The organism is Clostridium neuense (assembly GCF_045310695.1).
Classification (GTDB): domain Bacteria; phylum Bacillota; class Clostridia; order Clostridiales; family Clostridiaceae; genus Clostridium_S; species Clostridium_S neuense.
Map to the genome: position 1 here is coordinate 1 of NZ_JBJIAA010000002.1, position 13,183 is coordinate 13,183.

Below are 13,183 nucleotides of genomic sequence, written 5' to 3' on the forward strand. Positions count from 1 at the left end.
CATAATTCTCTCATGTTTTTTTACCATCAGAAGAAGCTCCTTTTTGCTTTAAATATAACATATAAAAATATATTTAAAAATAAAAAAAATTTGGATTTTTATAAAATCCAAATTTTTTTCTTAAGTTGATGACATTGTATGGCACGGTCCCTATTCCTATTACATCGTTTATGGATTTTATCAAGGTATTTTAATCGTTCTAACTGATTATTATCAAAGAAAAAGTAAATTTTATAAGGCTCATAAAAAAGAAAAATGGTTTATGGCTTTATCAATACTTGTAACATTCCACTTAGTTTGCTTTGGATTGTTGCTATTCTCAGGATATTTGAACGTTTATATACACAACTTTAGACATTAAACTTTTTTATTAAAAATAATTGGAGGGATTTTAAATGGAAGAAACTGTATTAGAAATTCTTGAAGAAATATGTGGAACTGATGAGGTAAGAAATGACCTTGACTTAGATTTATTTGAAAACGGACTTTTAGATTCATTAGGGTTTATAGAGCTTTTATTATCTATTCAGAATAAATTAAAGATATCTATACAACCAACAGAAGTAACTCGTGAACAAGTTTCAACACCAAAAAAAATAATAGAATACTTAAACTCTAAAAAAGGTGAATAATATGCGTAAATTAAAATCATTTTTTATTGCTATCCTAATCATGATTATTGCTATATCTTTTATAAATATCTTATGCGAAAAACTTATAAAAGATAATTTTACAGTTGGTTTTATAAGGTTATATAATGATTTAAAAAATGAAAGTACTTTCATTCAAAAAAATGAAACAAAGCAAAAAAACGTATTTATGCTTTATGGTTCATCTGAATTAGGAACCACAAATATACCAACAAATCCAATAAATTATTTTCCAAAAAAAGGATCAAACTTCATTGTTTCTCCTGTTGGTAAGGGATATATGCAAGATTTATCTCATGTTATAAAGTTTTTAGCCAATCCAGATTTAAGAGGTAAAAAATTGGCATTTATAGTATCCCTGCAATGGTTCCTATATCCAGATGGTACACCAACTGACGACTTTCAAATGAATTTTTCTGAACTTCAATTTTATGAAGCTATGAAGAATACTTCAATTTCTAGCGATTTAAAAAAGCAAATATGCAAAAGAGTATATTCTCTTATATCAAATAACTCATTTTATTCTGATGTATCCATATATACAAAACTTTACAGTAGTAATAATCCTGTATCAAAAGTTGAATTTGCATTACTTAAACCTTATTTTAGCTTAAAATGCGCTTTGCTTAAATTTTCTAACAATATAAAAGCATATAAACTCGCAAAAAACTATAACAATATTTACAAAGCAAAATTACCTAAATTAACTGCAATGGATGATAAGAAAGACTTTGCTGCTGCAGAAAAGCTTGGTAATAAATTGGCTAATAATAATTCTTTTTATATGTTAAATTCTTATTATAATAAATTTATAAAAAATAATCTTAACAAAATTAAAGGTCAAGACAAAAACTCAAAGCTTGTTAATTCAAAGGAATATGGAGACTTAGATCTTCTGTTAAAAGTTTGTAAGGCTAATAATATAAAGCCACTTTTTATATTAATGCCAGTAAATGCTAAATATTATGATTATAGTGGAATAGATAAATCTACAAGAGATGCTTATTTCCAAAAAACAAAAAAAATTATAGCAAGCCATGGTTTTGATGTTGTGGATTTTCAAAGTCATGAATACGAGAAATATCTTATGGAAGATGGTATGCATCTTGGATGGAAAGGATGGTTGTATGTCAATAAAGAAATTGCAAAATATTATAATAAATAATTATGTAGTTTTCTTTTTAGTTGTTATGATTGCTTTGCTTGTTATGTTTGTTTTTACACCTTCATCTAACATCCCTTATGTATATAGTAATTTTTAAAAAACAAAGTATAGGTAGAACTTAATTGGATTTTACCTATACTTTATTTTTGATCTAAAGATTCTCCCCATAATCTCTCATCAAAAATATGACTAAAAAAACATTTAAGGAAATTTTAAGAATTACGTTAAAAGAAAATAAGAATTAAGTTTTATAATATTTATATACTTAATATTACAAAATACTAAATAATATTATTGACATGTATGCATGATTAGTGTACTATTTTTATAGGACACTAATATAATTATCAATTATGCATAAATTTAATATAATTGAACATTATAAATTTACAGTATATATTAATATACTTTTACACTGATTTATAAATAAGATAAACATTTGAAAGGGGTTTTATACAATGCCAACCATTAATATGCTTTCTTCGGCAGACAAGGTGAAAGGTCAGGGCGTATTATCAGCATATATCGAGCAGGTCAATTTAGTAAAAAAGGGCTTAAAAAATAATTATAGTATTAAAGTTAACAATCTTAAATTTTGCGATATAATGCATTATCACACTATAGATTTTAAATTTTTTCTAAGCATACCATTTGCAAAAATGCTTGGAACAACTGTTGCCTATGTTCATTTTGTACCTGAAACTGTAGATGACAGCATAAATCTTCCACCTTTTATAAAATCGATATTTTATAAATATATAATTTGGTTCTATAAAAGTGTAGATCACCTTGTAGTCGTAAATCCTTACTTCATTGATATATTAAAGGATTATGGCATATCACAAGATAAAGTTACGTATATCCCTAATTTTGTATCTGATGATAATTTTTATAGATATGATGATGAAAAAATAATTTCCTTAAAAAACAAATTTAATATACCTCAAGATAAATTTGTTGTATTAGGTGTTGGTCAGGTTCAAACGAGAAAAGGAATTAATGATTTCATAGAAACTGCAAAAAAACTTCCTGACGTGCAATTTTTATGGGCTGGTGGTTTCTCCTTTGGTGCTATAACAGATGGTTATAAGGAATTAAAAAAAGTAGTTGAAAATCCTCCAGCTAATGTAAAATTTCTTGGAATTGTAGATAGAAGTGAAATGAATGATTTATACAATTTAGCAAACATGATGTTTTTACCGTCATATAGCGAACTCTTTCCTATGTCTGTATTAGAAGCTTTATCCTTAAAGATTCCTGTACTTTTAAGAGATTTAGATATATATAAAAATATACTTTTTGATTATTACCTTAAAGGGAATTCGGCAAATGATTTTTCTAGTATTATAGAAAAAAGCAAAAATGACAGTGATTTTTACGACAAATGGTGTGATAAATCTGCTGCATGTCATCAGTTTTATTCTAAGGGTTATATATTAAAGCAGTGGAAAAACTTTTATGATGATATTTGCTTTGAGAAAAATAAGCTTAAATCCAGGAGTAAGTTAGATGCGAAACAAAATATTTAATTCAATAGTTGTAATATTATCGGCATGCATACTTTTATCTTTTTTCGTTTTTAGCAATAATGCTCACTCTTTAGTCCTAACTTTAAAAACTGTAAATAAGTTTTGGATTTTTGTAGCTTTAGTATGCATGCTTGCCTTCTGGCTTCTAGAAGCAATAATTTTACATATAATTACAACAATCTTATATAAAGCTCATAATTTATTTTATAAGTCAATTAAATTTGCAATGATCGGACAATTTTTCGGTTCCCTTACACCATTTGCCTCTGGAAGTCAACCTGCTCAACTGTATGCTATGACTGAATATGGCATACCAGCCGGTATTTCAGGTTCTATATTAATGATCAAATTTATAATACATCAAACAGTTTTTACCATATACTCTATGTTAGTTATAGGACTTAAATTTTCCTACTTTCACTCTAAAATAAAGTATTTTATATACTTCGCATTACTAGGCTTTACATTCAATACTCTCATAATAATCGTGGCATTTCTTTTTTCATCAAAAGAAAAGTTAACAAAAAAACTTTTAATAGTTATTTTAAATATTCTTTCAAAAATAAAACTTGTAAAAAACCCACAAAAAAAATATGAAGATATTGAAAAAGAACTAGTAAGCTTTCATAGGAATTCGGCAATTATAGGAACAAATAAATTAATATGTATAAATGCTAGTATTCTCACTTTTATACAATGGACAATTTTTTATTCTATACCATACTGTGTGTATAGAGCCTTTGGATTTAATTCTGCTAGTATTTTCACTATGATTTCTGCTCAAATATTTTTAACTATAATTATGTCATGTGTACCTCTTCCTGGCGGTGAGGGTGCAGCAGAAGGTGGCTTTTTTATCATATTTAAGTTATTTTTTCCTCAAAACCTTTTGCTACCTGCTATCTTTTTATGGAGAATACTTTCTTATTATTCCTGCATAGCCGCTGGCAGTTTATTTGCATTTGTGAAATCTAATTCTAAGATAAAAGCTAATAATGCTTAAAAATAAGTTCCAGACATTTTATCTGCCTGGAGCTTTATTTTTAATTATGCTATATTTTAATATAATTTATTTATGAAGATTCCTTTTAACTTGTTTAAAGTTTTTTTCATCAACATCCGTAACACTAAACTTGTTGATAAGCTTATTAATTAAATTATAGTAGTTCTTTTCTCTTTCTTCTTCCTTAACATCCCTTTTTTCTTGTGATTTTAACATATAGAAAATAAGAATAACCGATAACAGTGCCCATACGCCTTGAGATGCAGCTAATTTTAAAATTTCATTTTCCATACTACCACCTCCCCGTACTAATATTCTTATATCCTATATACCTTCTTATATTGTCTAATCCTCTATTTTTAGTTTTATTTACTGACTGCCTTGATATATTTAAAGCCTTGGATATTTCTTTATCGCTATAATCCTTGATAAATTTTAATATCAAAACCTCCCTTTGAGTTTTTGATAACTTGTCCAGTAGTTCCCAAACAAATATTTTATCATCTAAATTCAAGTTTTCACTGTTTCTCACATCATTTAAATTTAGAGTAGTTTGTTCATTTAGGTATACCTTATGATATTTTTTCGATAAGTATATATATCTATTTTTTATAGCAGCTGCAATATATCCAACAATAAATTTATCGCATTTTAAATTTTCATTTGTATATATTGGCATCTTTTTTATTATTTCTATAAGTGAAATAGTTAAATCTGAACTAGCATCATCATACTTTAATAAATAACTGTACTTTCCTATTAAAGGTTTAAATTTATTTATTATTAGCATTATAGCTTGTTTATCATTATTTCGTGCTTTGTTAACCACTCCGTAAAAACCGTCTGACATAAAAAGCCGCCTCCGATTTTACTTTATTTAGAACTTGATTAAAAACTTGCTAGGCATAAGATATATTTTAAAAGAAATAATCTTGATATGAACTTAAAGAACGACTACAACGACTATTAGAAAAGAATATTAAATTAATTATTTAGTTTATTTTAAATTTTCATTTTAACACCCTCTTAAATTAAATATTTTTCTTTACATTAAATAATAACATTATAATATATTTTTTGTAAACCTTTATTTGTCTCTATTTTTCTACATTTTTACCCTTTTATTTTGTAAACAAAAAATACTGAAGTTTTAACTCCAGCATTAACCATATCCTATTCATATAAGCTTAATTTCATTGCAAATTCTCTTGCTTTTGATATGTCTTCATCATTTGGTCTTCCCTTTGCTATTCCTCCTATAAGCTTAAGCGGTCCGTATGTGTCAAATCCTTTGCAAGCAAAATTACCGATTATCTCAAAATCCTTTTCTGTAAGTTCTTTTTTTATGGAATCATTATACTGTTCTTTCCCCTGACCACTTGTTGAAAAAACAAAGGCCTTCTGCTTATTTACTGGCTTTATTTTTTTTAATAATTCTAAAATATTTTTATGGAACTTCCCATAATATATTCCAGACCCAAAGCCTATTAAATCATAGTTGTTCAAGTTATCCATATTCACATCCTTGGATTTAATTAAGTCTGCCTTCAAAACTTCTGCCATAGCGTTAGAAACCTTTTCTGTATTTCCATGATGCACAGATTCATAAATTATAATTCTCTTCACATGCTTCACCTCTTTAATTTATTATATAATGCCTATATACATTATATAATAAATTTAGAAAGGGATTATAACTTTTTTTATTTTGAAGCTCATATTTTAAAACGTATTAATTAATTTTAAAAAGTGCTCTTCAAGAGAACTGCTTTTTCTGTTTATTGCTTCTACTTCAACATCCCTTGATACTAAATTTTTAAGTATCTCACTCTGCGAGATGCTTATTTCATATATTCTAATAATATTATCATCCATTATCTTAAAATTGCGTATTTTTAAGATATTTTCAAGAACATATGCTGCCTTTTCTACATTATTAGTTTTAAGTTCTATATACTCTAGATTACTTTCTCTAATGCTATTCATAGATACTTCTTCAATTAACTTTCCATTATCTATTACGCCTATAGTATCTGCCATCTGTTCTATTTCTGCTAATATGTGAGTTGAAATTAATATAGTCATGCCATACTCTTTGCTAAGCATCTTAAATAAGCTTCTAAACTCTTTTATGCCTATTGGATCAAGTCCATTTATTGGCTCATCTAGTAAAATAAATTCTGGCTTGGTTATAATGGACCTAGCAATGCCAAGTCTCTGTTTCATTCCAACTGAAAAATCTTTTACAGCCTTTCCTTCAATATTCTTCAAATTAACCATATCAATCACCTTGCCAATAGCACTTTTATCATGATATCCCATATACTCTAAATGAAGGTCTAAATTTTCTTCTGCTGTAAGCTTGTCATAAAATACTGGATATTCTATTATAGTACCCATTCTCTTTAAAATTTCAAAAGAAGAATTAGTAAGCTTTTCACCAAATATTTCAATTTCACCACTTGTTGGTTTAATCAAATTAGTTATGAGCTTCATCACTGTTGTCTTTCCAGCTCCATTTGGTCCTAAAAATCCATAGATTTCTCCTTTTTTAATATTCATATTTACATCCGATACTACCCTTTTTCCATTAAAAACCTTGATTAAATTATTTGTCCTTAATATATATTCCATCACTTTGATTTCCTCACCTTAACCCTTAATTTAATAAATCCTCATTCTCTGTTTCATTAATGAATAAGCAAGCACTAATTACACCAATAATTGCAAGAGTAGCATGCCTTAATACCTCAAGGTTAAATGACCAGTTACTGCTAGTAACAAGAGGTAGATTTAATTTTATTCCAAAGTTTTTTAAATCTAAAATAGGCAATTCGAACGCTTTAAAATCTATAATACCACTTAAAACAATTGCCAAAACTATAGCTCTTGAAACTGATTTTTCCTTTGTTGTAAAAAGCAGTACAATGAAAACTATAGAAGGATATAAAATTCCGAGCATAAAATTATAACCAAAAGTATTAATAATAAGATTCGCACTAACTTTGGTTGTAAATACATCGCTAAAGTTATTTAATATTAGTAAAAAAGCACCAACACAAAAATAAGTTACTAGGTTGGTTATAAATCCAAATATCCATACTATAATAAGCTTTGTAGCTAAAATTTTCTTCCTGCTTATTGGATACATAAACATATTCATAATGGTTTTATTTCTATATTCACCTATTACAATTTTAGTCAAAATAACTGCTGAAAAAATAAGAAAAATATTTTCACTTATTTTTCTAAGACCTTCAGAAATATCAACAAAAGAATTTTCAGCTTTGGCTTGTGTAAATACAGACATAAGCATTATTGCAGCTATTACTATTTCGCAAATAATTACCCTTTTTATATACCTCTTCATTTTAAACTTTCGTACTTCAAGCTCTATCAATTTAAACATGCTATAAAACATCTCCTTTGGCATAAATCTTATCTATACTTTTATTATAAATAAAGCCATTATCTTTTTTATTACTCAAATCTTACAAATTTATTAAGCTTATAAAACAGTAAAAATAAAAGAAGTCAAAATGACTTCTCTTAAAAATTTATACGCTTAAGTTTAAACGTAAATGTTGTCTTTTCATATGGCACACTTGAAAGATAAACTTCTCCCTTTAATTTTTCCACAAGCCTTTTTGTTATGGTAAGTCCAAGTCCGCTTCCTTGATTGAGCTTATTTCTTGAATCATCAAGGGTATACATTCTCTCAAAAACCCTATCCTTATCCCTTTCGTTAATTCCTTTACCTTTGTCCCATACAGATACATATGAAAATTCATCATCATATTTCAAGCTTAAACCTATAACCTTGCCGTCACTTCCATACTTTATGGCATTTGAAATAAGGTTGTTTAATATCCTATGAATAGCCTCACTATTTCCTAAAGCATAAATATTCTCTTCTGGAATCTCTATGTCAACTTCAATTCCCTTACCCGTTATTACATCATAAAATTTTAGTATATCTTCCCTTAAAATTTCATTCATATTTATTTTGGTAAGTGGCACTTCCTTGTCTCCAGCCTCTAACTTTGCAAGATCAAAAAACTTATTAATAAGTTCCATAACTTCATTAGTTTTATTTTTAATTTCTAGAATATATTCTTTATCCTTTTCATCCTTAAAAGAATTGTGCAGCTCCATAGTTTCTATATAACCAATAACAACCGTAAGAGGAGTTTTTAAATCATGTGATATATTGGAAAGCATTTTTCTCATTGATATTTCAAGCTTAGAATACTTTGCTAAAATCTTCTGGTTATATTCAAGTAAATTATTTATTTGAATCAAAAAAGAAATAAGCTCTCCATCAGCTGTGAACACAAGAACTTTCTCATTAGTTTTATTTTTCATAATCGCATCAAGCTTTTTATATATGTATCTTAATTCTTTATTTCTTTGTAATTTACCCTTATATTGATAAAAGATCACTAATAAAAGTATAACTATGACTATGCTAAAAAAAACAATCATACTATTTATCCCCCTGAAGCTTGTACCCTATCCCCCATAGAGTCTTTATATATTCTGGCTTTGAAGGATCATCTTCTATTTTCTCTCTAAGCCTTCTCATATGCACGTTTATTACATTCTCATCGCCATAATATTCATCCTGCCATATTAAATTATACAATTGTGATTTAGTAAAAACTCTATTTAAATTTGTTGCAAACAGCTTAAGTATTTCAAATTCCTTTGAAGTTAAATTTAAATTTTCTCCATTTTTATGAACTGAGTAATTGTCCAAATCAATAGTAAGCTCCTTAATTGTAATTACATTTCCAGCTGTTTTGCTCTCATCTACTTTAGAGTACCTAGTTGCTCTTCTTATGCCTGCTTTAATTCTCGCCGAAAGTTCTATCATGGAAAAAGGTTTTGCAATATAATCATCTGCCCCAAGCCCTAATCCAACTGCTTTATCTACATCACTATCTTTAGCAGACATAATTAAAATAGGAATCATGCTCTTTTCTCTTATGCGTTTCATTGTTTCAATTCCATCTAATTTAGGCATCATTATATCTAAAATTATTAAATCATATGAATTATTGCTTAAAAATTTAGTTATTCCCTCTATCCCATCAAAAGCTGTTTCAACCTCAAAATTGTCTTCTTCTAAATAATTTTTCACCATTTTGCTTATAGACCTATCATCCTCTATAAGAAGCAATTTATTCCCCACTGCAAAAACCTCCATAAATTACATTTTTTATATTTTTATTATAGCAAACTTTAAAAACATAATGATATAATCTTTATATAGATAGGAGTGAATATTATGATAAAATCAATTAGAAGGCTCATGCTAATTACTTTATCCTTACTAATATTGACTACATTTATAGGCTGTGACAATAAAGAAAGTTCCAAGTCCACTTTTGGTATTAACCAATTCACAAAGCAAATGAAAGCTAAAAATTATAACTTCAAATTAAAGGATGTACAAAAAGATTTCCTTCAAGCTACACGAAAAATGATGGTAATTGACAAAGAAACAATATTTATATACTTATATGATAATGATAAAGAAGCTGAGGCTGATTCAAAAAGAGTCGATCCTATTGGATGTAGTTATACCAATGGTCGTCACTCTGTGCAGGTTAGCTGGAGTTTAGCGCCTCACTTTTACAGAAAAGGAGCTATAATTGTTCAGTATGCTGGCTCAAGTAAGAAAATTATTTCTGACTTAAAGGACATAATGGGTGAACAGTTTGCGGGATTCAAATAACTCTATTTATAGATGAAAAAGCTGGAATTGAATCAGTTCACAATTCACAATGCACATTTCACAGTGAAGGATGATTTTTCTCCGCTATCACTGCGAAAAATCTTAAACTTAATACGCGCAAAGCGCTTGATATATGGTGTTCAGCGCAGCTGACACTATTAAGTTCTAAGATTTACCTGAGCGTAGAAAAAGGTAAATCCACCTTCACTGTACTTTGTACTCTGAATTATTATCCCATAACTTCCTTTATATATTTTCCCCTAGTTATATTATAAAATATAGTCTGAAAGATGAAATATACTGCAATAGGTATTAAAGCATTAAGCATTATGTTTTTATAATACGAAGATATTGATAAAATAATGCCAATATACAAATATCCTGCTGCACTTCCTATAAATACGGGTGCAAAGAATATTAATTTTAGTTCTTTTGAAATATATTTTTTCATTTCGTCATCCATAATTCCAATTCTGTACAGCTTATTATATCTTTCTTTTCCATCTTCAATATCAGTATAAATTTTAAAATATAAAATCACACCACTAGATATGAAAAATATCATACCAATACAGCACATTACAAATAGCATAAAAGAACTTTGAGTTTTAAGTGTACTATAGTCCTCAATTTTTGATGCAGGATAAAGCTCCCAATACTCTCCAAGTTCCATATTACTCTTTTTACTGCTTATACCATCAACTTGTTTAAGCTTATTCGTTAAGTTCTCACTAACACTTTTTGTTTTTCTCCAATTTTCAAAATTAAACATATGATATTTCTTTAAATTCTTAGTATCTACTTTGCTTATCAAATTTTTATAATCCTCATTGTTTAATATAATCATAAAACAATAAGTTGCGTTATTATTATTTACAAAGCACTTATTAATCTCCTGCTGCAATTTAAATTCAGTATATTTACTATCCTCATCTTTACTAAGCTGCAGCCTTTTTACACCTTCACACCACTTTTTAGTTTCAGCTGAACCATTACCTGCTATTGCATATCCTTTTTTTACATGTACCTTTACATCTGATATTTTATTAAGTTCTTTGTCTGAAACTACGGAAACATTCCCCCAAATAGAATTGTCCTTTTTTAAAGAAAGGTCAGAAAAGTTTAAAGTTTTTCTATCTTTAACTTTGGTGTCACTTTTATTTAAAATCCCCTCAACTTGATCCTTTGAAAGTTTATTTTGATTATAAGTTTCTATATACATAACATCATATGGATTTTGTTCCATAACCGTTTTTAAATTACTTGCATAGGTTCCATAGGTTGAGCCTATAAAAAACACTGTTAATGCACTAAGTATGCAAATAAGATAGAGTATTTTTTTATATTCATAAAATTTATAATTAACCTCTGTAATATTAATTATATTTTTATAATAAGCAGCTTTATTTTTCTTCACAAAGTCAATTATCAAAGAGCCAAACTGTGAAATCAAAATGTAAATTCCAACAAATGATAAGATCAATACAAAAATGACTCCGCTGCTCTCATTATACTTAAATATCTTTCCTCTAATATAGTAATACATTAATATATATGAAAGAGCTAAAACTATAAATCCAGCTAAACCAATGACGGGATTTTTAATCCTACTTTCTTGAGATTTTCTTGCATCTATAAAAAGCTGTGAAATTGAAAGTCTGCTTGTTCTGATTAGCGTTACAAGAGCACTTATTAAAAATATGCACACAAATGTCAAAGCTGATAAAGCCAAACTTTTATAACTTAAATCAAATTTTATTTCCTTAGAATCAAGTACTTTCACAGAAAGCATAAAAAACACTCTTGAAAATAACGCACCTGATATTGTCCCTATTATTATAGAGGATGCAGCAATAAATAAGTTTTCAATGCCAATGATTTTGTTAATATCTCTTTTAACCATTCCAAGGGTTAAAAACAAACCAAATTCTTTTTTTCGTGATTTAAAAAATGAAGCCTGTGCATAGTTTATAAAAAAACCACTATAAAAAATTATTACCAAAAGAACCGCTGTCATAATATCATGTATAAAAGTTCCCTTAAATTTTTCAACTACACCCTTATTAAAAAACAAAGTTAAATACATAAAAAATATCATAACAGAAAAACTACAACTTAATATATATGCTTTGTATTTTCTAATATTAAACTTAAAATTTTTTATTGCCACATCTCTAAAGGTCATTTCTCTCACCACCTATTACAGCCTGACAATCAAGTATTCTATCAAAGAATTCCTTTCTTCCTTCCTTTTTTACAATTTCCATATGAATCTTTCCGTCCTTTATGAAAACTATTCGCCTGCAAAAACTTGCTGCAAAAGGATCGTGAGTAACCATTAATATAGTGCTTTCCTTTTCCTTATTCATTTTTTCAAGACATAACATAACGTTATTTGAAGACTTTGAATCAAGATTGCCTGTAGGTTCATCTGCAAGCACTATTGCTGGCTCACTTACAAGTGCTCTACTTGCCGCTGTCCTCTGCTGTTGTCCTCCTGAAATCTCATATGGATATTTATTTCTTATATCATAGATATCAAAAAACTTCATTATGTCATCCGCTTTTCTCTCCATTATTTCTGCCTTCTCATTATCCAAAATAAGTGGGAGCATGACATTTTCCTTCAAATTTAAGCTATCCATAAGGTTGAAATCCTGAAACACAAATCCAATATTTTTTCTTCTAAAAAGTGCAAGTTCATTTTTTTTCATGTTTTCAATATTATTACCATTAAGTTTTACATGTCCAGAACTAGGCTTATCCATTCCACCTAAAATCTTAAGCAATGTACTTTTTCCACTTCCTGATGGTCCCATAACCCCTATAAATTCACCTTTTTCAACTGTAAAATTGATTCCTCTTAAAGCTGCTACAGAGCTGCTGCTCTTTTTACCACCATATATTTTTACAAGTTCCTTTGCTTCTAATATACTCATAATTATCCTCCATATTATATAAACAACTTGGAACTTTAAAATTATCATTACCAAGTTCATCCCGAAAAAAGCAGAGTAGAGAGTAAAGAGTAGAGTGAATGTGGATTTACCTTTCGTTTCTCTCAGGTAAATCTTAGAACTTAATAGTTTCAGCTAC

Annotated in this window: 14 protein-coding genes and 1 pseudogene; 6 read left to right on the forward strand and 9 right to left on the reverse strand. The window is 28.0% G+C overall.

The annotated features are described in order from the left end of the window. Positions 1-136: 136 nt before the first annotated feature. From ACJDT4_RS02350 to ACJDT4_RS02370, 5 genes and pseudogenes are all read left to right on the forward strand, one after another. Positions 137-361 (forward strand): annotated as a pseudogene (locus ACJDT4_RS02350) (hypothetical protein); the annotation flags it as partial. A 34-nt stretch (positions 362-395) separates the two neighbouring features. Continuing rightward, positions 396-632, forward strand: coding sequence for a D-alanine--poly(phosphoribitol) ligase subunit DltC (gene dltC, locus ACJDT4_RS02355; protein ID WP_406785922.1), 237 nt, complete (start codon positions 396-398; stop codon positions 630-632). Position 633: 1 nt separating this feature from the next. Then, entirely contained in the window at positions 634-1,815 is a 1,182-nt protein-coding gene (gene dltD / locus ACJDT4_RS02360) for a D-alanyl-lipoteichoic acid biosynthesis protein DltD (RefSeq protein WP_406785923.1), read from the forward strand. A gap of 458 nt (positions 1,816-2,273) precedes the next feature. Next, a complete protein-coding gene (locus ACJDT4_RS02365) occupies positions 2,274-3,344 on the forward strand; it encodes a glycosyltransferase family 4 protein (RefSeq protein ID WP_406785924.1) in 1,071 nt (356 codons plus the stop codon). Continuing rightward, on the forward strand, positions 3,325-4,347 hold the full coding sequence (locus tag ACJDT4_RS02370) for a lysylphosphatidylglycerol synthase transmembrane domain-containing protein (protein WP_406785925.1): 1,023 nt from the start codon (positions 3,325-3,327) through the stop codon (positions 4,345-4,347). Before ACJDT4_RS02365 ends, ACJDT4_RS02370 begins: the two co-directional genes overlap by 20 nt. A 66-nt stretch (positions 4,348-4,413) precedes the next feature. On the opposite strand, the gene ACJDT4_RS02375 is transcribed toward ACJDT4_RS02370, so the two are convergent. The 7 genes from ACJDT4_RS02375 to ACJDT4_RS02405 form a co-directional block, all read right to left on the reverse strand. Then, on the reverse strand, positions 4,414-4,638 hold the full coding sequence (locus ACJDT4_RS02375) for a BhlA/UviB family holin-like peptide (RefSeq protein ID WP_406785926.1): 225 nt from the start codon (positions 4,636-4,638) through the stop codon (positions 4,414-4,416). 1 nt (position 4,639) lies between these two features. Beyond that, positions 4,640-5,197 (reverse strand): RNA polymerase sigma factor, encoded by a 558-nt coding sequence (locus ACJDT4_RS02380; RefSeq protein ID WP_406785927.1) that lies wholly within the window; start codon positions 5,195-5,197, stop codon positions 4,640-4,642. A gap of 323 nt (positions 5,198-5,520) precedes the next feature. Then, positions 5,521-5,973 (reverse strand): flavodoxin family protein, encoded by a 453-nt coding sequence (locus ACJDT4_RS02385; protein WP_406785928.1) that lies wholly within the window; start codon positions 5,971-5,973, stop codon positions 5,521-5,523. Between the two features lie 96 nt (positions 5,974-6,069). Beyond that, a complete protein-coding gene (locus tag ACJDT4_RS02390) occupies positions 6,070-6,981 on the reverse strand; it encodes an ATP-binding cassette domain-containing protein (RefSeq protein WP_406785929.1) in 912 nt (303 codons plus the stop codon). A gap of 25 nt (positions 6,982-7,006) precedes the next feature. Continuing rightward, complete coding sequence (locus tag ACJDT4_RS02395; RefSeq protein ID WP_406785930.1) at positions 7,007-7,756, reverse strand: ABC transporter permease; 750 nt, start codon at positions 7,754-7,756, stop codon at positions 7,007-7,009. Between the two features lie 140 nt (positions 7,757-7,896). Then, positions 7,897-8,832 (reverse strand): sensor histidine kinase, encoded by a 936-nt coding sequence (locus ACJDT4_RS02400; RefSeq protein WP_406785931.1) that lies wholly within the window; start codon positions 8,830-8,832, stop codon positions 7,897-7,899. Between the two features lies 1 nt (position 8,833). Continuing rightward, positions 8,834-9,541: a response regulator transcription factor gene (locus tag ACJDT4_RS02405; protein ID WP_406785932.1), complete on the reverse strand. Its 708-nt coding sequence runs from the start codon at positions 9,539-9,541 to the stop codon at positions 8,834-8,836. Positions 9,542-9,637: 96 nt separating this feature from the next. Between ACJDT4_RS02405 and ACJDT4_RS02410 the strand changes: the two genes are divergently transcribed. Further along, positions 9,638-10,087, forward strand: coding sequence for a hypothetical protein (locus ACJDT4_RS02410; protein ID WP_406785933.1), 450 nt, complete (start codon positions 9,638-9,640; stop codon positions 10,085-10,087). 229 nt (positions 10,088-10,316) lie between these two features. On the opposite strand, the gene ACJDT4_RS02415 is transcribed toward ACJDT4_RS02410, so the two are convergent. Together ACJDT4_RS02415 and ACJDT4_RS02420 are read right to left on the reverse strand one after the other, a co-directional pair. Beyond that, positions 10,317-12,272: an FtsX-like permease family protein gene (locus ACJDT4_RS02415; RefSeq protein WP_406785934.1), complete on the reverse strand. Its 1,956-nt coding sequence runs from the start codon at positions 12,270-12,272 to the stop codon at positions 10,317-10,319. Further along, on the reverse strand, positions 12,262-13,026 hold the full coding sequence (locus ACJDT4_RS02420) for an ABC transporter ATP-binding protein (protein WP_406785935.1): 765 nt from the start codon (positions 13,024-13,026) through the stop codon (positions 12,262-12,264). Before ACJDT4_RS02420 ends, ACJDT4_RS02415 begins: the two co-directional genes overlap by 11 nt. Positions 13,027-13,183 lie beyond the last annotated feature (157 nt).

Bases quoted from the DNA above. Each gene is read 5' to 3' on its own strand.
- dltC (WP_406785922.1), top strand. From the start codon at position 396: ATGGAAGAAACTGTATTAGAAATTCTTGAAGAAATATGTGGAACTGAT.
- dltD (WP_406785923.1), top strand. From the start codon at position 634: ATGCGTAAATTAAAATCATTTTTTATTGCTATCCTAATCATGATTATT.
- ACJDT4_RS02365 (WP_406785924.1), top strand. From the start codon at position 2,274: ATGCCAACCATTAATATGCTTTCTTCGGCAGACAAGGTGAAAGGTCAG.
- ACJDT4_RS02370 (WP_406785925.1), top strand. From the start codon at position 3,325: ATGCGAAACAAAATATTTAATTCAATAGTTGTAATATTATCGGCATGC.
- ACJDT4_RS02375 (WP_406785926.1), bottom strand. From the start codon at position 4,638: ATGGAAAATGAAATTTTAAAATTAGCTGCATCTCAAGGCGTATGGGCA.
- ACJDT4_RS02380 (WP_406785927.1), bottom strand. From the start codon at position 5,197: ATGTCAGACGGTTTTTACGGAGTGGTTAACAAAGCACGAAATAATGAT.
- ACJDT4_RS02390 (WP_406785929.1), bottom strand. From the start codon at position 6,981: ATGGAATATATATTAAGGACAAATAATTTAATCAAGGTTTTTAATGGA.
- ACJDT4_RS02395 (WP_406785930.1), bottom strand. From the start codon at position 7,756: ATGTTTAAATTGATAGAGCTTGAAGTACGAAAGTTTAAAATGAAGAGG.
- ACJDT4_RS02400 (WP_406785931.1), bottom strand. From the start codon at position 8,832: ATGATTGTTTTTTTTAGCATAGTCATAGTTATACTTTTATTAGTGATC.
- ACJDT4_RS02410 (WP_406785933.1), top strand. From the start codon at position 9,638: ATGATAAAATCAATTAGAAGGCTCATGCTAATTACTTTATCCTTACTA.
- ACJDT4_RS02415 (WP_406785934.1), bottom strand. From the start codon at position 12,272: ATGACCTTTAGAGATGTGGCAATAAAAAATTTTAAGTTTAATATTAGA.
- ACJDT4_RS02420 (WP_406785935.1), bottom strand. From the start codon at position 13,026: ATGAGTATATTAGAAGCAAAGGAACTTGTAAAAATATATGGTGGTAAA.